Consider the following 19,488-nt stretch of genomic DNA (forward strand, 5'->3'; position numbering starts at 1 on the left):
ACCGTGAAGATATCCACCGCATTGAATCTCGACGTCCGGCCGGCGAGCCTGGCGCAAGCCTTCGATCAGTACTGGCATGCGCGCGGTCTGCAGGACCTTCCCGCGCTGACCGACGGCGCAAAGACGCTCACGTACGCCGAACTCGCACACGAGACGGGCGCCGTCGCGGCCAGTCTGTCGGGCCGCGATGCGCGCCCCGGCGATGTCGTCGCAATCATCATGTCCCGCTCGCTCGATGCCGTCGTGCTGCTGCTTGCGGCAATCCGCGCCGGATTGTGTCCTTGCGTGTTCGAACCCAAACTGGCGCCCGAAGAAGTCAGCGCACGGCTGATCGAAACGCGCGCGCGTTTCCTCGTGCATGACCCGGAGCATGCTGCGTTCATCGAATCGCTCTCTATTTCCGAACACACGGCGACGCTCGACTTCGTGCGTCTGACGGAGGCGTCGTCTTTTCCGCCCGTCGATGTCGCGCCCGATTGTCCCGCGCTGCTGCTCTTCACATCGGGCAGCACGGGCCGGCCCAAAGTCGTGCAACTCACGCAGGCGGCGCTCCTGAACAACGCGCTCGGCGTGCTCGAACAAAGCGCGCTGTCGAGCGACGACTGCCTGCTGCATGTGATGCCGATCTATCACACCAACGGCGTCAACAATCAGTTGTTCGCGCCGTTGCTCGCAGGTTCGATGATCGCGTTCTGCCCGCGCTTTCGCGCGGAGGACATGCCGGAACTGATGACGCGCTTCAAGCCGACCATCATCACCGGCGTGCCGACGATGTACTCGCGCATGCTCGCACAGCACTTCGATCCGAACGTGCTCGCGACTCTGCGCATGGCGCGCTGCGGCTCGGCGCCGATCACCGAAGCGCTGCATCGGGAGGTGGAAGAGAAGCTCGGCTGCCCGCTGGTTATCTCGTACGGCCTGTCGGAAGCGACGTGCACGAGCACGCTGAATCCGCCGACGGCAAGGCGCATCGGCTCGGTCGGCAAGGTACTGCCCGGACAGACCGTCGGCTTGCGCGCCGCCGACGGCTCGATGAGCCGCGCGGCCAACGTCGAAGGTGAAATCTGCATCGCGGGCCCGAACCTGATGACCGGCTATCTCGGCGCGAACGATGCCACCGCCCGCACTGTCACCGATGGATGGCTGCGCACGGGCGACCTCGGTCGCTTCGACGACGATGGTTATCTCTACGTGACTGGCCGCATCAAGGACGTCATCATTCGCGGCGGCGAGAATCTGTCGCCGTTGCTGATCGAAAGCGTGATCGTCGCGGACGGCGATGTCGTCTCTTGCTGCGTGGTCGGACGCGCGGACAAGGATCTCGGCGAAGTGCCGGTTGCATTCGTCGTGCCGAAAGACGCGGGTACTGCAAACGCCGAGCATGTGCAGGATGCCGTTAGGAAGCGGCTTTCGCGCATCTATGTGCCGCACGACGTGGTGTTCGTTGAATCCCTGCCGGAAACGGCGGTGGGCAAAGTCGATCGCAAAACGCTCGCGGCGCGTCTCGCCGATGGCTATTACGAAGAGAAGCGGGCGACGAACTGAAGCCGGTCAAGGCGAATCGGCATAGGGGGTAGCCACCGGGCTACGCCCCTGCCACACCACCCGGCATGCGGGTCCGCACCGGGCGGTTCGGGAGGTTGAGGTTATGAGAGGCGGGGTAAGCCAAGACGGTCGAACCATGCGATGGTCAGCACCCCGTTGAGCAGCTTGCCGCTGTTGCGCCACCAGCGATGGCTGTTGGCCGCCACCTGTCGCGCAACATCATGGGCCGCGCCGAGGGCGCGCAGCTCCCGATACATGGTCGTGCCGCGCTTCTGTCCTGTGGCTACTATGACCTCTGCTGAGACCTCGCTCCGGTTCGACACCGTCACCCTTTCAGGCATGAGGCGAGGCGTCCCCAGGTAAGAACGCACTCCTTCATCGCACAACCGCTGCATTTACGCCACTTCGCCTTGGTCACGAGAGCTTCGCGGTTTATTGCCCGCTCGCCCTGCTCGGCAGCGCCTTCTATGCAGTTCTTGTCCATCGGCTCGCGATTTACGCTCCACGCTTCCTCCCCACACTCGGTCGCCCTCATGCAGTTGCGCTTCACTTCATTTGCTGTGACCAGCTTATGACGGGACTTGCACCCGCAGGAGTACGCCCATGCTGGGCGCACAATAAAAAAGAGGGGGAACCGCGCGGTTCCCCCTCTTTCATTGCGATGACCTAAGTTATTCGTTCTCGTGCCGGGCTTTCTCCACGGCCAGCGCTTCCTGCTTGCGATCATGCTCGTCGAGATCGCTCAGAACATCGATCGTCACGCTATGGATTTCGCCGAGAAACTCGAACGGACAGGCATAGGTTTCATCGACAGGCGTACCGGTATCCAGCCCGATATCGAAGGTCTCGGTGTACGAGTATTGGATCGGTACCGTGCGCGCGATCGCGCCGTGGCCAGCGTCTTCGCCGTCGATCGAAAAACGCACCTCGCCTCCCGCGCCGAGCTTCGGCTGTTCGATGCCGAACGTCATGCGAACGCGCTGTCGTCCGGGCTTGAGAGGCCGACCGGAGACGACCGTATGCCGCTCCAGACCCGATACGTTGTGCACGTAGTGAAGGCGCCCGTCCTTCACGTAAAACCCGTATCCGCCGAAGCGTCCGCCCGCCGTCACAAGCATGCCCGAAGCGCCCACTTCCGGCATCGTCAGATCGACCTCGATGCGATGCGAGCGTCCCTTCAGATTCGGCGCGCTGCCTTCGGGGATGCCGTACACGCCTTGATGATACACGAAGTGCGTGCGCCCGCGCGCGAGCGCCGGCCCCTGGTGATACCGCTCGCCGTAGCGGTCATCGAGCGGCAACACGTTATGTTGCTCCGCTTCGGCCCACCAGAGCTGTCGCAACTCGTGCAGCTTTTCCGGATGCTCGGCCGCGAGGTCGCGCGCCTGCGAGAAATCGACATCGACGTGATACAGCTCCCACGGATCGGAATCGAAATCGCCGGTCGCGTTGCCGCCACCGATTTGCCACGGCAAACGTCCGCGATGACGCGCACCCGCGACCCAGCCCTCGTGATAGATCGCGCGATGGCCGAGCAGTTCGAAGTACTGCGTGCGGCGCCTTGAAGCCGCGTCGCGCTCCTTGAAGCTGTACGACATCGACACGCCTTCCGCCGGTTTCTGCGCGACGCCGTTCACCGATTCGGGCATCGGAATGCCGGCGGCTTCGAGAATCGTCGGCACGATATCGATGCAATGATGAAACTGCTCGCGCAAGCTCCCGGGATCCGTGATCCGCTTCGGCCATGACATCACCATGCCATTGCGAGTACCGCCGAAATGCGAGGCGATCTGCTTGACCCATTGCATCGGCGCAGAACCAGCCCACGCCCAGCCGACGGGATAGTTCGGGTAGCTCATCGGCCCGCCGATATCGTCGATGCGCGCCAGCTGTTCGGCGGGCGTTTGTGGCATGCCGTTGAGATTGCCCCACTTGTTGACCTGCCCTTTAAGCGTGCCTTCCGCGCTCGGGCCGTTATCGCCCGCGATGAAGATCACCATCGTGTCGTCGTCGATGCCCTGCGCGGCCAGTTCGTCCATCACTCGGCCGATCTGGTGATCGCAGTGCGACAGCGCGCCCGCGAACGCTTCCATGAGCCGCGCGCCGAGACGCTTCTCGTCGTCGCTCGATTCGTCCCACGCGGGAATCTCGGCAGGGCGCGGCGTGAGTTGCGCGTCGGCCGGAATGATGCCGAGTGCGCGCTGCCGTTCGAAGGTGCGCTTGCGCTGCTCGTCCCAGCCGTGATCGAACGCGCCGCGATAGCGCTCGATCCATTCCTTCGGCGCATGAAGCGGCGAATGCGCGGTGCCGGGCGCAAGATAAAGAAAGAACGGTCGATCCGAATTCACCGAGCGTTGCAGCCTGATCCATGAGATCGCGTGGTCGGCTAGATCTTCGTCCAGGTGAAGGTCCTTCTTGCTGTCGCGCCGAACGACGGGGCGCGTGTTCTCCACGAGCACTGGATCCCACTGGTTCGCGTCCGCGCCAAGAAAGCCGTAGAAGTACTCGAAGCCGAGGCCCGTCGGCCAGCGGTCGAACGGTCCGACGGGGCTGGTCTCCCATTCGGGCGTGTTGTGCCACTTGCCGAGCGCGGCGGTCGCGTAGCCGTTGGCGCGCAACGTTTCCGCGATGCATGCGGAATCGCGCGGCCACATCGAGTTGTAGCCGGGGAAGCCCGTCGCGAGATTGGTGATCGCCCCATTCGCAACGCTGTGATGATTGCGCCCAGTCAGGAGCGCGGCGCGCGTAGGCGTGCACATCGCCGTCGTGTGGAAACGGTTGTAGCGAAGGCCGCGTGTGGCGAGGCGATCGAGCGTGGGCATCGCGACTGGGCCGCCGAAAGTACTGGGATGTCCGAAGCCGACGTCGTCGAGCAGGATCAACACCACGTTCGGCGCGCCGGCTGGCGGCTTGATCGGCTGCGGAAAGCTTTGTTGCGAATCCTTCCAGGTCTTGCCGACCTCGCCGTCGAACGGATCCTCGGGCAACGGAAGCGACGTGCGGTCTTTGGCTTTGCGTTCTGCCATCTATTTCTCCTTGAGTTGCTGGGGCGCGGCGCCGCGCACGACACAGCGAAAGCCGATGTGGCACGACGCGGTATCGATCATTTGTGGCTGACGCGCGGACGGACGGTAACGGTCGCAGTACGACGGCGCGCACAGGAACGAGCCGCCCTTCACGACCTTCCGAGGAATGGGGATATCGGGTTGCGTCGGATCGAAGCTCGAATCAGCGGCTGGCCCGCGAGGATTGCCGACGACACAACAAGGCTTCGACGACGCGCGCGGCTGATCGACATACCAGTCCTGGGTCCACTCCCAGACATTGCCCGCCATGTCGAACAGTCCATAGCCGTTGGGCGGGAAAGCGCCGACCGGCGAGGTGCGCTCATAGCCGTCGAGCGCGACGTTCTGCCACGGGAATTCGCCTTGCCACGTATTGGCCATGATCAGGCCGTCGGGCGTGAAGTCATCGCCCCATGCGAAGGCCGCCTGATCCAGTCCGCCGCGCGCTGCGTATTCCCACTCGGCTTCGGTCGGCAACGCCTTGCCGGCCCATTGCGCATAGGCGGCCGCGTCTGCGAAAGAGACATGGACGACGGGATGATCGTTCAGTCCGTCAATGCCGCTCGCGCCGCCATAGGGGCTGCGCCACGACGCACCTTGCGTATAGCGCCACCAGACGTATGGATCGGAGCGGTCGACCGGACCGGGCGGCGGCTCGAAGGTGAGCGAGCCGGGCATCAACGCGCCGGTGTCGGCACCCGGATAAAGCGCGGGATCGGGATGGCGTTCGGCCACGGTGACATAGCCGGTCGCGTCGACGAAAGCGGCGAACGCGGCATTGGTCACGGGCGTCGGATCGATCCAGAATCCGTCGACGCGCACGCGTCGCACCGGCGCTTCTTCGGGATGATGCGCGTCGCTGCCCATCCTAAAGATGCCGCCGTCGATCCAGATCATCGAATCCAGGATGTTCATCGCACTATTTCATTGCCGAAAGACGCGCGGCGCGATCCGCTTCGCGACGTGGCGAAGGCAGAGCGCACAGCAGCGTAAACATGCCGATGATGAGGATCGACGCGATCACGGCAAGTCCGCTATACAGACTGCCCGTGACCTCCTTGAGCGTGCCGACGATGTTCGGGCTCAGCACGCCGCCGATCGCACCGAGCGCGGTGATCATCGCGATGCCCCCCGCAGCCGAGCCGCCGCGCAGATAGGCAGGCGGAATCGTCCAGAACGTCGCGAGATTGGCATACAGGCCGACCGACGCCACGGCAAGGCAGCACACCGTCAATGGCACGCTGCCGGAAGCAAGCGGAAGCAGCAGAAACGCAGCGGCCACCGCGAAACCGGAACCCGCGACGTGCCAGCGGCGTTCGCCATGCCGGTCCGAGCTATAGCCGGCGAGCAGCGTGCCGATCGCGGTGCACACGGAGATGCCCCCGCTGATGAGCCCGATGGTTCCGATGTTCTGCACACCCACTTGCCGGATGATGCTCGGAATCCAGAAGCTGACGGCGTTCAGCCCCATGAAGATCGTGAAGTAGATGAACGCGAGCAGATAAATGCGCGGGTTGCGCAGCGCGTCGCGCATGCTGCCGTGCGCGCCTTCCTTCGCGCCGTTGGCGCTGTCCGCCGCGAGTTCGGCCATCACGCGCGATTGCTCGGCAGGCGCGAGCCACTTTGCATCTTTCGGACGATCGTCGAGGAAAAACAGTGCCATGATCCCCAGTGCCATCGCGGGCACGCCTTCGATCAGAAAGAGCCACTGCCAGCCGCGCAATCCCATGACAGTATCGAAGTGGCTCATGATGCCGCCCGACAGCGGCCCGCCGATCACGCCCGCAAGCGGAATGGCGATCACGAAGAGACTCGTCACTCGCCCGCGCCTCGCGTCCGGAAACCAGTACGTCAAATACAGAATGATGCCGGGGAAGAACCCCGCCTCCGCCGCGCCGAGCAGGAAGCGCAGAACGTAGAGCATCGTCGCGTTCTTCGTGAACATCAGCAGGACGGTGAACAAACCCCACAGAAACATAATGCGCATGAGCGTCTTGCGCACGCCGATACGCGCCAGCATCAGATTGCTCGGCACCTCGAAAGCCATGTAGCTCACGAAGAAGATGCCTGCGGCCATGCCATACACCGCGTCGTTGAGCTTCAGGTCCTGCAGGAACTGCAACTTCGCGAAACCAATGTTCACACGATCGATGAAATTGATCACGTAGCACACGAAGAGAAACGGGACGATGCGCCGCGTGATCTTTCGGAACAGCGCGTCGTCGGGTGATAAGGGCATGGCGGATTTCATCGTTGTCTCCAAACGTTCCAGAAATGATCCAGGCTGCCGTCTTATTATTTAGGACACTTGTCGCAAATATCCTTGAGAGAATGCTGGCACCTCGTCTCTGAATCCGCAAGCGAAATTGCCGGCTTTGCGGGAAATCCCGAGGACCGGACGCTTCTTCCAGACGATGCTCCTGCCTTGACAGTGCGTCGAAAGGCGCGCGATCATGTCGATTATTGGGAGTGTCATCCTATATTTAAGGACGAGACTCGAAACCATAAAGCTTTCCCAACATCAGGAGCCGCGCATGTATCCCGAACTGTCCCTTTACATCAATGGCGAGTTCATCGGCCCGAGCGACGCGCGCCGTTTCGAGGAGGTTGTGAATCCCGCGACGAGACAAGTCCTGGGACGCCTGCCGCACGCGAGCGTACAAGACCTCGATCACGCGGTGGCATCGGCGCAAAAGGCCTTCGAATCGTGGAAGAAGAGTTCGCCGATGCTGCGCTCGGAGATTCTGCGTCGTGTGGGTGCGCTGGCTCGCGAACGCGCCGACGACATTGCTCGCGCGCTCACGCTCGATCAGGGCAAGCCGCTGGCGGAAGCGAAGATGGAAGTGGTCGGCTGCGCGGACCATGCCGACTGGCACGCGGAAGAATGCCGCCGCATTTACGGGCGCGTGATTCCTTCGCGCGATCCCGCGGTGCGGCAGATGGTGTTGCGCGAACCGATCGGCGTGTGCGCCGCCTTTACGCCGTGGAATTTCCCGTTCAATCAGGCCATCCGCAAGATCGTCGCCGCGATCGGCGCGGGCTGCACGATCATCCTCAAGGGGCCGGAAGATGCGCCGAGCGCCGTCGTCGCGCTTGCACATCTGTTCCACGACGCGGGCCTACCGCCCGGCGTGCTCAACATCGTCTGGGGCGTGCCGCATGAAGTGTCCAGCCATCTGATCGCGAGCCCGGTGGTACGCAAGATTTCCTTCACAGGATCGGTCGAGGTAGGCAAGAAGCTCGCGGCCACAGCGAGCGCGCACATGAAGCGCATGACAATGGAACTGGGCGGCCACGCGCCCGTCATCGTGTGCGAGGACGCAGATCTCGATGCGGCCGTGCTCGTCACCATGAAGGCGAAGTTGCGCAATGCCGGGCAGGTCTGCGTCGCGCCGACTCGCCTGTTCGTGCACGACGCGATCTTCGATGCTTTCCGCGATCGCATGGTCGCCGCCTTCGAAAGAGTCAAGGTCGGCGCCGGCATAGAAACGGATACCGTGATGGGACCGCTCGCGCACGACCGGCGCGTGACAGAAATGGAGAGCTTCGTCGCGGATGCCAAAGCGCGCGGTGGCAGCGTGCTGACCGGCGGCTACGCGCCCGATCTGGGCGGCAGCTTCTTTGCGCCGACGCTCATCACAGGACTGGAGGACGACGCGAAGCTGATGACGCACGAACCCTTCGGTCCCATCGCGCCGCTCGCGCGCTTCAAGACGCTCGACGAAGCCATCCGTCGTGCGAATAGCCTGCCCTTCGGACTTGCGTCGTACGCGTTCACGGAAAACGCCAAAGCAGCGCATCGGCTCGCGACCGAGCTCGAAGCGGGCATGGTCAATATCAATCATTCGGGCATGGCGCTGCCGGAAACGCCGTTCGGCGGCATCAAGGACAGCGGCTTCGGCAGCGAAGGCGGCGCGGAAACCTTCGACGGATACCTGAACATCAAGTTCGTCACGCAAATCTGATGCACTTTATGGCGCGGCGCGATGCCGCGCTGCGTGGAGCCCGTGATGAATGCATCCATTTCGACGGTCGCCGTCGTCGGCGGCGGCTCGGTCGCCACGTCGTTTCTGTATCAGTTGCTGCATGCGCTGGAGCCGAATCCGACGCTCAAGCTGCGCGTACTGATCTTCGAGCCCGCCGAAAGCATCGGCCCCGGCCAGGCTTATCAGGCCGATGCGAACAGCAATCTGCTCAACATCCCGGCCAGTGCGATGTCGGCCATCGCGAACGAGCGGGATGACTTCGTGCGCTGGCTGCGCTCGCGCTCGGTGCGCTATCTCGCCAGCTTCGGCGTGAGCGAGATCGATCCCAAGGACGTTTATCCACGCCCGCTGTTCGGCGCTTATCTGCGCGATGTCTATCGACGCTGCCAGCGCAAAGCGCGCGCGCTCGGTGTGGCGCTCGAACATGTGCGCGCACGCGTCTACGATGTCGAAGCGCCGGCGCACGGAACGGCCGTGCGTATTGTCACGGATTCGGGCAACGGCTATGTCGCTCAGCGCGCGGTCTTGTGCAACGGCAATCTGCCGTCGGTTGCATTCGCCGATCTGCACGGCGACGCGCGCTATTTCAACTCGCCCTATCCCGTCAGCGAACTCACATCGAGGATCGGCTGCTATGACAGCGTCTGCATCGTCGGCACGAGCCTGAGCGCCGTGGATGCGATCGTCGCGCTCGCCCGCGGCGGTCATCGCGGACGCATCGTCGGCGTGTCGCGCAATGGACGCCTGCCTTCGGTGAAAAGCCCGCACAATCCTTCGTTGTCGCTCGCCGCGTTGTGCCCCGCGGCGCTCGATCGCGTGCTGGAAGGCCGCAGCGGCGCCACGCTCGAAGATGTCGGCGCGATGCTGCACAGTGCGCTTGTCGCGGCAGGCGGCGCGTACGATCCCGCCGACATCCTCGGTCCGCGCGACGCCGATGCGCTCGCCGCGCTCTCCGACGAGCTCGTGCGCGCACGCTCGGGCCCGCGGCTCTGGCAAGCGGTGGCGGCGTCGACCAACGAGTGCATCGAGAACCTGTGGCGCGCGCTCGGCGACACAGAACGACAGCGTTTTCTGCGCGACTTTCGCTCGCTATGGATGGCGCGCCGCGCGACCTTTCCGCTGCGCAACGCCGAGCAGATCGTCGAGCGGCTCGCGTCAGGACAACTGTCGATCTTCGATGGATTCGCGGGACTTCATCGTCCGCGCAACGACGGCCCGCTCCATATGCGGCGCGCATGCAAGGATGGCGGCTTCGACTCGATCGAATGCGACTGGGTCATCAATGCGACGAGCTTTAGCACATCGACTCGCGACACGAGCGATCCATTGATCCGCATGCTCGTGCAGCGCGGGCTCGCGCGGGAAGATGCAGCGGGCGGCGTCGCGCTCGACTTCGATACCGGCTGTCTGGTGACTGCGCGCGGCGTCGTCGAGCCGCGCATTTCTCTGATCGGCAGTCTAGCGACAGGCGCCTATTTCTGGACCACGTCGATGGAGATCAACGCACGCCTCGCGGATGGACAAGCGCAAGCGCTGGCAGCATCGATCAGGAAGGCGGGAATGGCGCGCGTCGCGTGACGCTCGAATCGCGTCATTGCATGTGAAACGCCGGCCCCGCGCATTGTCGGGACCGGCGTTTTTCTTAGTGCCACGTCAGGACATCGTCGCGGCGGCGCGCTTCACGCCATTGTCGAAGCCAACCGACGATGCATCGCCGCGCGACGCGGCCGCGAGAATCATGTCGGCTGCTTTCTCCGCGATCATCACCGTCGGAGAATTCGTGTTGCCCGACACGAGCAGCGGAATGATCGAGCAGTCGACCACGCGCAGCCCGCCAACGCCACGCACGCGCAGTTCGGGGTCGACCACAGACATATCGTCGACGCCCATCTTGCAGGTGCCGGACGGATGGAAGATCGTGCCGCCGGTTTCGCGCGCGAACGCGAGGAGTTCGTCATCCGTCTCGAGTGGCGCGCTCGGCGAGAAGGTGTCGCGCAGATACGGCTTCATGGCGCGCGTGTCGGCGAGCCGCTGGATGAGACGCAGCCCTTCGATCGCGCATCGTTGATCCACTTCGGCCGTCAGATAGTTCGCGACGATGGACGGCGATTCGCGCGAATCCGGCGATTTGATCGCGAGCCGTCCGCGTGATTCGGGCCGCAACTGGCACACCGAAAAGGTGCATCCGGAAAACTTATGCGGATCGGTGCGCGTCTTTTCCGCCGATATCGCGCCGAAATGGAACTGCACGTCGGGCGTCTTCGATTCGGGCAGCACACGCGCGAACATGCCGCCCGGCGTCGCCGTATAGGCAAGCGGACCACGCTTGCGCAGCAGATAGTTCAGTCCGAGCCCGAGGCGCCCCGCCTTCGTGCGCATGCCGTCGTTGATGGTGATGGGCTTCGTGACGCGATAGATCGAGCGCAACTGAAGATGATCCTGCAAATTCTCGCCGACGCCCGGCAGATCGCTCACCAGATCGATGCCGTGCCTGCCCAGCAGTCCCGCCGCTCCGACGCCCGACAGTTGCAGGAGTTGCGGGCTTTGCAACGCTCCAGCCGACAGGATCACCTCTCGGCGCGCCGAGATATGGAACTTCGAGCCGTTCTGAGTGAACTGAACGCCACTCGCGCGCTTGCCTTCGAACACCACACGCTCGACGTGCGCATGCGTCTCAACGCGCAGATTGGCGCGGTTCATTGCCGGGCGAAGATAAGCGACTGCGGTGCTGCATCGTCTGCCTTCCTTAATGAACATCTGATAGTAGCCGCAGCCTTCCTGCTGCGCGCCGTTGAAGTCCGGATTGCGTGGAATGCCGAGTTCTTCGCCTGCATCGAAGAACGCTTCCATCAGCTCGAAGCGCTCATTGATGTCGGAGCACCAGAGCGGGCCGCTCGCCCCGTGATACGTGCTTTCGCCGCGCGTGTTGTGCTCCGATTTGCGGAAGTACGGCAGCACGTCCTTGAAGCTCCAGCCGGTGCAGCCCGCATCGGCCCAGGCGTCGTAATCCTCGTGCTGACCGCGAATGAAGATTAGCCCGTTGATCGAGCTCGATCCGCCGAGCACGACGCCGCGCGGCCAGAAGATTTCGCGGTTGCCCATCGTCGGCTCGGGGTCGGTGTAGAAGTGCCGCGCAAACTGCGTTTCGTAAATCGTCTTGCCGTAGCCGAGCGGCATGCGCAGCCAAAACGAATCGTCGACCGGGCCGCCTTCCAGCAGCAGCACCGAATGCTTGCCCGACTCGCTCAACCGGTTGCCCAGCACGCACCCCGCCGATCCCGCACCCACCACGATGTAGTCATAAGTCTGCATGAGTATCCTCGTCCATTCTGTTCGCTTCCGTCGCCGCGCATGGGTCTTTGATCGAAGGCGCTCACTTCGAGATTTCGTTTCGTGCCGTCCTGGTTTATGGGACACGTGTTCTATACCTTGACACTTGGGATCCTGTCACCGGCTGATGACGGGGTCAATAGCGATAGCTCGAATTTCAGGGAATTCACCTAGGCGCGCTCCAACTGAACGTGATGGTTCATACGATCGAGTAGCAGGAACGTCGAGTTGAGGAAGAAGAATGGGCCGGGCAGACGGCCGGGGCGGAACAAGGCCGATCCCGGGCGTGGCCACACGGTCACCAAAACGAAGCGGGCAACGGCCGACTAGCCGGGCCCTCGTTTCTGCGACTCGCGGGAATGTGCGAAAGAGCAGGACTTTAGAGACCAGAAGATGTTTCAGAAAGCCGGCGGCGGCTCACTCCCTCCTTCGTTTGATGCTCATGCCTGGACAATGCGGCGACCGATAAAGGACGCGCACAGAGAAGATACGATGCCCATATAGCGCACTCTGGCGTGAACAACTCATACAGGAAAATTGCGACGGTGCCGTTGATGGCGGCGTAAAAGATGCCGTAGAGAATCGCGATTGCGATCCATACCAGCATGGTGTGGCCGGCCGCATGGGTGAATACCTAAAAGGCCGGATAGACGAACGCCGCCGTGATGAGTGCCGCGAAACCATACAGACGGGACGGCCGACGAGATCCGAAATGCGGCCGAAGACAGGAATGGTGATGGTCAACTCGGTGGCGGAGGGCTGATGTCTCTGCGCAAGCTGCGATTGCGGACGCCGTGTCTCCGCGGGAGCGCGGCGGGTATCAAGGGTATCTTCCGGCGTATGGCCGATAGCGTCGATCGCCGGTCCGCAAGTTGGAGTGACGATCCACTCAAATCCAGGCTCCAAAACATCGACCCAGGTTATCGATCGAGTGATGCGACTGTTGGACACGCTCACCGCCCATAGCGACCCCGTAAGCCTGAAAGAACTGGGGCAGCGCGCAGAGTTGCATCCCTCAACCCCTTACCGCATCCTGCCTGATTTCCTCGATCGGTTGGCCCCCGGCCCGCTTGGGGATGCGCTTGCTCGAGATTGCAAACCTAGTCAGGGCGGGCCTGTATGTCGATAACGACGACGTTACGCAGCGGAAATCGCGACAGGCCAGCTGAAGATCAGGGGAACGGTATGCTCGGCTGGGCCGCCGTGCGAACGCAGCGGCATGTCGCCCCGAAACCTTGAGCGCGGTCGCCAGCCGCAACAGCTTCTCGATCAAGTCAAGTGATTCATCGGCCCATGTGCCGGCGGTCACTCTCCTTGAGGTATCGACGCGAGTGGGGGGCGCGCCTCAAGCGGTCAGAACGCCGGACGATCCTTGCGGTAGGCGTTCTTAACAGCTATCTTGCCATTCCTGAAAGTGAACACGTCCACCACGCGTGCTTCGACGCGCGAGCCGTCGGCCTTGGTGCCGCGGAACGTCGATTCTGAGACGCCGCGTTCGCCGCTCACAAAATGCTCGCCTTCCTGTCACAATGCATAGGGGACAGGTTTCCCACGCTAGCGAGAAACCCTTGCGCACTTCGTCACGGCCATCGAAAGTGCGGCCCATCAAATCGGGGCCGGCCACGCCGTGAAAAATCGCAATCATCGGCCATGCAGTTCATCAACGTTTCAATGTCGTGGCGGTTCCATGCGTCGTTGAACGTTTCGAGAAGACGGATATAGTCCTGATTCGATTGAGTTGTCATTGGTCAATTGCCATTTTGTTGAAGAAGCGTCCGCGCGCATTTAGCGCTTCTCGTGGATCTTCTGGTAAGCGAGTGCAAAGTCATGCGCGATGTGTTCGGCTACGACACGCGCATCCTGACTGCCAATGAAGTCGCAGGGAGATACGTCGACGATAGGGAAAGCTGGGGTGCGATGCTCGAACCTGACGGGATTGGCGTGCACCCGCTCAAGCTGTAGTTTGGCTATCTATCTACGGATGGCACGGAAGCTTGGCGTGAAGGTCCATCCGGGAACACCCGTACTCGGGGTCGAGACTGTTCGGGGAGTACATCATTTGCGTACACCTCGCGGCGTGGTGCGGGCGAAGGCTGTCGCCTTCGCAACGGGTGGATACACGCGTAACGATATGCACAGTGCGCTTTCCGCCAAGATCATGCCTATCCTGTCCAATTCTCTGCTAACCCGGCCTCTCTCCCTGGAAGACCCTGGAAGAGATCGATGCAACGAACTTCCGCGCGAACATCTTTATCACCGATACGAGGACCCTCCGGTTCTATTACCGTCTTCTGCCGGACAACCGCGTGCAGATCGGGAGCCGCAGCGCTATTACCGGTGCAGATGCAAGCCCCCCCGACACATGGCTGTGCTTGTGGAGGGGCTGCACAGAAAATTCCCAGCCTTGAGGGGAATCAAGATCGACTATTCCTGGTGGAGCTGGGTGGATGTGAGCCATGACATGATGCCGCGCGTCGTACAGCCCGATGCGCGGCAAAGCGTCTTCTACACAATTGGGTTCGGAGGCAACGGTGTGTCGTTCTCGGCGCATGCGGCGCGACGCCCGAGCGCGTCGCGGGCAAATGGCCGGGGAATCGCGATCTCCCGATCTACGACTCGGTACTCGAATATCCAAATGTAATAAGCGTGATGAGGTGGAAAGGTTTCGCGCCGTTCCGTCGCATCGGACAATGCTTTCTCTACAAGGAGTATCACGCGCAGGACGACAGGCCCGTGAAACCCGAGCCAACAATCACCACGTCGACATCGGCGTCACCCTCCTGCGGCCCATCGTCTTCCGGCGGCTCGCCGGCGGTCGCAACCCAGTAGGTTGGCGCGTAATCCATGGGCTTGGAAGGGGATCGTAAGCGACACACGCGCCGCGATGGGCCGTTGCGATGAAATCAATGGTAGCCACGAGCACTCCTGGAAAGTGCTCTCACACTGCCTCGGACGTCGCGCTTGTCCTAGTGCCAGCCTCTGCCCTTTTTATAGCTCCAGACAGCCATCCATATTCGCTTCATCGCGCGACTGGCCCTACCGATTTACAGCCACTGGCGCTACGAGCAACTGTTTTTGGAGAGTAATACTGACCGTAACCTTTCGCCATATCCGAGCGCTGGTCTTCCATTGCGAATCGGTCAGGCTCAACGCTCGCACGGAGTGGACCATGCTTAGATTCTTGATTGGTATCGTAATACCCTATATCGGAGTCGTTGGCTTGCTGCCTTGGGTTGCGTCGCAGGATTTCTACGTGCTTGGGATTCCCTTTATTTACGCGTGGATGTTCGCGTGGTTCGTACTTACCTCCGGATGCCTGTTGTTGTGCTGGAAGCTCTTTGACAAGCACGCCGAAACGCGCAACAGCTGAGAATTCAGAAAACCAATCCAGGAGACATCAGCATGGCATCCGCAGTATTTCTGGGCTTCATCGCCCTCTCGCTCTTCCTCGCGCTCCGCGCGGGCAAGGGCCACAGCAAACAGGGTGTACACGACTTTTTCGTTGCGTCTCGTCAATTCGGCGCGTGGCTGGTGTTCTTTCTTGCGGCAGGTGAAATTTACAGCATAGGCACGATGGTCGGCTTTCCCGGCGGAATTTATGCGAAGGGGCCGACCTACGGCGTCTGGTTCCTTGGCTACATCCTTCTTGCGTATCCGGTCGGCTATTTCATTGGCCCGAAAATCTGGGAAGCCGGCAAACGATACAACGCGATTACGCTGCCTGACCTGTTCAAAGGCCATTTCGCGAGCCGCGGGCTTGAAGTAATCGTCGCAATTTCCGCGCTCTTTTTCCTGCTGCCATGGGGTCAGTTGCAGTTCACCGGCCTGGTCGCTGCGCTCAAGGGGCTCGGCTGGCACGTGAACCCTGTTGGTCTTATCTCGATTGCCGCAGCGCTCGCATTCACCTATATATTGATTGCCGGAGTGCGCGGGACGGCATATATCGCAATCCTGAAGGACATCCTGATGGTCGCCGCCATTGTCATTACCGGGGTGGCGGTCGCATGGGAAGCGGGCGTTGGCCCGGTGTTCAAGGCCGCAAGCCAGCACGTCTCGAATAGCATGAACGCGCATCAACTCACCTTCGCGATGAGTACGATGCTGTTCCAGTCGCTCGGCTTCTACGTATTGCCATTCTCGACCCAGAACTTCTTCACCGCGAAGAGCGCCAATACGATTCGCCGCTCGCAGGTGGCGATGCCGCTGTACATGTTGATGTATCCTTTTCTTGTGGTCGCGTCCTATTACGCAATCGCACAGAACGTGAAGCTAGGGTCACCCAACGAAGCCTTTTTCAGTGCAGTCACCCACCTGTTGCCTTCCTGGCTTGTTGGCCTGGTGGCAGCCGGCGCCTCGCTTTCTGGACTGCTCGTGCTTGCAGGCATTTGCCTGGCTATTGGACCTGTGGTGACGCGCAACCTGCTGCCGCACGTGCCCGAAACACGTCAGAAGGCCGGCGCGAAGGTGGTGATCGCGCTGTATCTGTTGCTGTCGATTGTCATGACGCTCGCGACTCCAAACCTGATGCTCACGCTCATCAACATGACCTACTACGGCGTCACGCAGTTCTTTCCGGGTGTCATCGTTGCCGTGTTCGGTCTGCGGGTGAGCGCGCGCGCCATCGGCTCGGGCATGGTCGTCGGACAGGTACTCGCGGTCGTACTCTACGTGCTAAACCCCGATCTGGGAGGCTTGAACCTGGGGCTCGTGTGTCTCGCGGCGAACGTCCTCGTCATGGGGACTCTCAATCTGAACACCCGCCGCAGTCAAATTCACGCGCAGTTGTGATGCAAATTGCCGGGCAATCGATGGTTATTGCCCGGCTACACAAAGCCGGGCTTCGAATGTTGTTCTCTTACCCGAATCCTTTATGGACAAATCCACTAGCAATGAAGTGAGGGTGCTCGTCGCGCGCAAGATCCTGACGATGAATCCGCATCAGCCGCTCGCCACGCACGTGGCGATACGCGACGGCAAGATCCTGTCAGTCGGCACGCTTGAAGACATGCGTCAATGGACCGACGTGGAACCGGACACTACCTTTCGCGACAAGGTCCTGATGCCTGGCCTTGTCGAAGGTCATTCACATCTGATGGAAGGTGCAATGTGGAGCGAGGTTTACGTCGGCTACTACGAACGGCGTGGCCCCGACGGCAAACGCTGGCCAGGTTTAAAGACCCTCGATGCGGTGATCGCGCGCCTGCAGGAAGCCGAGCACAAGGTCGAAGACCCCGATACGCCTTTGCTTGCCTGGGGCTTCGATCCGATTTTCTTCGGTAACGAGCGCCTCACAGCCAGTGATCTCGATCGCGTGTCGGCCACCCGCCCAATCGCAATCCTGCACGCGAGCGTGCACCTGATGAATGTGAATACGCCGATGCTCGACATGTCGGGCATCGACGAGGACACCGACGTCGACGGCATCGTTCGCGATGCCAATGGCAGGTTAACCGGCGAATTGCAGGAATTTGCCGCGATGTTTCCGGTTTATCGCGTGATCGGCGACCGACTATCACCATCGGCCGCCGACAACCCGGAAGCGGTCTGGAATTTCGGCAACGTTGCGCAACTCGCGGGCGTCACGACGGCCACCGACCTGCTCAACGACCTGTCCGATAAGGGCCTCCGTAATCTCGTCGAGGTGACGCGTGACGAAGAGTTCCCTATTCGTCTTGTGCCCGCGTTTGCACCACAGCGTAATCCCGAAGGCGGACCATCGCGAGTGCACACGGCGGTTGAATGCAATTCAGCCAAGTTGCGCGCCGGCCCCGTGAAATTCATCGTCGACGGATCGATCCAGGGATTTACCGCACGCTTGCGCTGGCCCGGCTATCTGAATGGCCGACCAAACGGCCTATGGTTGATTCCGCCCGAACAGTTTGTCGAAACCTTCCTCCCCTTTCACGAGGCCGGGCTACAGCTGCATATCCATACCAACGGCGACGAAGCGACCGAACTCGTGCTCGACGCGATCGAGACGATCGTGAGCCGACATCCGCGCAGCGACCACCGGCATACGCTGCAGCACTGCCAGATGGCCGACGCGCGGCAGCTCGCGCGCGCAGCGCGCCTTGGCATGTGCGTGAACTTCTTCTCGAACCACATCTATTACTGGGGCGACGCGCACTATACGCAGACGATGGGCGCTGACCGAGCGAACCGCATGAATGCGGCGCGTACGGCGAGCGAGCTCGGCATCACCTTTGCCATGCACTCGGATGCGCCGATCACGCAGCTCAATCCTCTCTTTACCGCGTGGTGCGCGGTAACGCGGCAAACCTCATCGGGGCGTGTGCTTGGCGAAGCGGAACAATTGAGCGTCGACGATGCACTACGAGCGATCACCCGTGGAGCAGCTTATACGATTGGCATGGACGACGTCATTGGGAGCATTGAGGTAGGCAAGTTCGCAGACTTCGCGGTGCTCGACGAAGATCCTTCTGAGGTTCCGGTCGAACGGCTCGGACAGTTGGCCGTCTGGGGCACCATACTCGGCGGCCGCGTCTTCAAGTCACCAACATGATTGCCGCAGCGCAACCGCCGATTCCGCTCGCCGTGATCGGCGGATATCTCGGCGCGGGCAAGACCACGATGATCAACGCGATGTTGGCCAACCCGCGTGGCCGCCACGTCACGGTGCTCGTCAACGACTTCGGCTCGATCAACATCGATGCTGCGCTCATCCGGGAGCGGAGCGACGACGTGATCGGCCTGGAGAACGGCTGCGTGTGCTGCACGATCGGCGGCAAGCTGGTGGAGACGCTGCTCGAGATAAGCGCGCGCGAAACGCGGCCCGATCTGCTCGTGATCGAAGCAAGCGGCGTATCCGACCCGGTGCGGATCGCACAAGTTGGTATGCTTGATCGCGCATTTCGCTTGCAGGGCATCGTCGTTGCGGTCGACGCCGATCGCATCGAAGAGACCCTCGCCGATCCGTATATCGGCGACATTGCGCGGCGACAGATCGAAGGCGCGACCGCGATCGCGCTGACCAAGACCGACTTGCTCAACGATGAGAAAGCCCGCACCGTGCGGTCGCACGTCCTGGAGTTTGCGCATACGCGGATCGTTTTCGAGGCCGATCAGGGCAAGGTGCCGGACGGGCTGTTCTTCAGCGACGACGCGCTCCCGCGCGAGCGAATCGGGTCGCGCCAGTACGCTGCTTCCACCCACCTTCCTGCAAATTTGCGCAGCTTCACGTTTCGATCTCGCGCGTGTTTCGAGCGGCAGCAACTGAAAGCCGCCTGCGCAACGTTCTCCAGCCGGCTGTTACGGGCCAAGGGGTTCGTACGTCTCGAAAATGGCGAGTGTGCGGAGATTCACGTGGTGGGAGATCGCGTGCATATCGTCCGATGCCGAGAGCGGCAAATCTCAGAGTCAGTCATCGTTCTGATCGGATTGTTCGAGCAAGTCGATATGGCGTTCGCTATTGACGCGCTTGCATCCGCCGCCCGCAACCCGGAAAGCCTGTCCTGACGTTAGGTGGCACTGTGCGTCAACACTACCGCACCCGCGTGTAGCCACCCTATTGGCTTGCAGCCGATCCGTAACCGCCTCGCCTT

Annotated in this window: 14 protein-coding genes and 3 pseudogenes; 10 read left to right on the forward strand and 7 right to left on the reverse strand. The window is 61.7% G+C overall.

Annotation, left to right across the window (positions count from 1 at the left end; genetic code table 11):
- Positions 1-3: 3 nt before the first annotated feature.
- Positions 4-1,545, forward strand: coding sequence for a class I adenylate-forming enzyme family protein (locus BN2476_RS09495; RefSeq protein WP_235850773.1), 1,542 nt, complete (start codon positions 4-6; stop codon positions 1,543-1,545).
- Positions 1,546-1,646: 101 nt separating this feature from the next.
- Here the strand turns inward: BN2476_RS09495 and BN2476_RS09500 are convergent.
- The 4 genes and pseudogenes from BN2476_RS09500 to BN2476_RS09520 form a co-directional block, all read right to left on the reverse strand.
- Positions 1,647-1,817, reverse strand: a pseudogene (locus tag BN2476_RS09500) (group II intron reverse transcriptase/maturase); the annotation flags it as partial.
- A gap of 399 nt (positions 1,818-2,216) precedes the next feature.
- Positions 2,217-4,571 (reverse strand): arylsulfatase, encoded by a 2,355-nt coding sequence (locus tag BN2476_RS09510; RefSeq protein ID WP_087733892.1) that lies wholly within the window; start codon positions 4,569-4,571, stop codon positions 2,217-2,219.
- Complete coding sequence (locus BN2476_RS09515) at positions 4,572-5,525, reverse strand: formylglycine-generating enzyme family protein (RefSeq protein ID WP_087733893.1); 954 nt, start codon at positions 5,523-5,525, stop codon at positions 4,572-4,574.
- A 4-nt stretch (positions 5,526-5,529) separates the two neighbouring features.
- Positions 5,530-6,861: an MFS transporter gene (locus BN2476_RS09520; RefSeq protein WP_087733894.1), complete on the reverse strand. Its 1,332-nt coding sequence runs from the start codon at positions 6,859-6,861 to the stop codon at positions 5,530-5,532.
- A gap of 283 nt (positions 6,862-7,144) precedes the next feature.
- On the opposite strand from BN2476_RS09520, the gene BN2476_RS09525 reads away from it, so the two are divergent.
- A complete protein-coding gene (locus tag BN2476_RS09525; protein WP_087733895.1) occupies positions 7,145-8,575 on the forward strand; it encodes an NAD-dependent succinate-semialdehyde dehydrogenase in 1,431 nt (476 codons plus the stop codon).
- Positions 8,576-8,620: 45 nt separating this feature from the next.
- Positions 8,621-10,174 carry an FAD/NAD(P)-binding protein gene (locus BN2476_RS09530; RefSeq protein ID WP_160111689.1) on the forward strand — a complete coding sequence of 518 codons (1,554 nt, stop codon included), beginning with the start codon at positions 8,621-8,623 and terminating at the stop codon, positions 10,172-10,174.
- A gap of 75 nt (positions 10,175-10,249) precedes the next feature.
- Here the strand turns inward: BN2476_RS09530 and BN2476_RS09535 are convergent, their stop codons facing one another.
- Entirely contained in the window at positions 10,250-11,908 is a 1,659-nt protein-coding gene (locus BN2476_RS09535; RefSeq protein ID WP_087733897.1) for a GMC family oxidoreductase, read from the reverse strand.
- Positions 11,909-12,860: 952 nt separating this feature from the next.
- On the opposite strand from BN2476_RS09535, the pseudogene BN2476_RS09545 reads away from it, so the two are divergent.
- Positions 12,861-13,050 (forward strand): annotated as a pseudogene (locus tag BN2476_RS09545) (IclR family transcriptional regulator); the annotation flags it as partial.
- Between the two features lie 229 nt (positions 13,051-13,279).
- On the opposite strand, the pseudogene BN2476_RS09550 reads toward BN2476_RS09545, so the two are convergent.
- Positions 13,280-13,671 (reverse strand): annotated as a pseudogene (locus BN2476_RS09550) (nuclear transport factor 2 family protein).
- A gap of 82 nt (positions 13,672-13,753) precedes the next feature.
- On the opposite strand from BN2476_RS09550, the gene BN2476_RS49660 reads away from it, so the two are divergent.
- The 3 genes from BN2476_RS49660 to BN2476_RS09565 all read left to right on the forward strand — a co-directional run bounded on the left by BN2476_RS49660 (position 13,754) and on the right by BN2476_RS09565 (position 15,296).
- Entirely contained in the window at positions 13,754-13,888 is a 135-nt protein-coding gene (locus BN2476_RS49660) for a hypothetical protein (RefSeq protein WP_369122644.1), read from the forward strand.
- A gap of 19 nt (positions 13,889-13,907) precedes the next feature.
- A complete protein-coding gene (locus tag BN2476_RS09555) occupies positions 13,908-14,567 on the forward strand; it encodes an NAD(P)/FAD-dependent oxidoreductase (RefSeq protein WP_369122645.1) in 660 nt (219 codons plus the stop codon).
- A gap of 528 nt (positions 14,568-15,095) precedes the next feature.
- On the forward strand, positions 15,096-15,296 hold the full coding sequence (locus tag BN2476_RS09565) for a DUF3311 domain-containing protein (protein ID WP_087733900.1): 201 nt from the start codon (positions 15,096-15,098) through the stop codon (positions 15,294-15,296).
- Here BN2476_RS09565 and BN2476_RS47005 read toward each other — a convergent pair.
- Complete coding sequence (locus tag BN2476_RS47005; RefSeq protein ID WP_162497866.1) at positions 15,200-15,418, reverse strand: hypothetical protein; 219 nt, start codon at positions 15,416-15,418, stop codon at positions 15,200-15,202. The two genes, BN2476_RS09565 and BN2476_RS47005, sit on opposite strands and share 97 nt — an antisense overlap.
- Between BN2476_RS47005 and BN2476_RS09570 the strand changes: the two genes are divergently transcribed.
- The 3 genes from BN2476_RS09570 (at position 15,329) to BN2476_RS09580 (ending at position 19,402) form a co-directional block, all read left to right on the forward strand.
- Entirely contained in the window at positions 15,329-16,714 is a 1,386-nt protein-coding gene (locus BN2476_RS09570; protein ID WP_087733901.1) for a sodium:solute symporter family protein, read from the forward strand. The genes BN2476_RS47005 and BN2476_RS09570 overlap by 90 nt on opposite strands.
- Before the next feature lie 82 nt (positions 16,715-16,796).
- Positions 16,797-18,449, forward strand: a complete 1,653-nt coding sequence (locus tag BN2476_RS09575) for an amidohydrolase (RefSeq protein ID WP_087733902.1) — start codon at positions 16,797-16,799, stop codon at positions 18,447-18,449.
- Entirely contained in the window at positions 18,446-19,402 is a 957-nt protein-coding gene (locus tag BN2476_RS09580; RefSeq protein ID WP_087733903.1) for a CobW family GTP-binding protein, read from the forward strand. Before BN2476_RS09575 ends, BN2476_RS09580 begins: the two co-directional genes overlap by 4 nt.
- Positions 19,403-19,488: the final 86 nt, after the last annotated feature.

Origin of the sequence: Paraburkholderia piptadeniae, assembly GCF_900007165.1 — a bacterium.
GTDB lineage: Bacteria > Pseudomonadota > Gammaproteobacteria > Burkholderiales > Burkholderiaceae > Paraburkholderia > Paraburkholderia piptadeniae.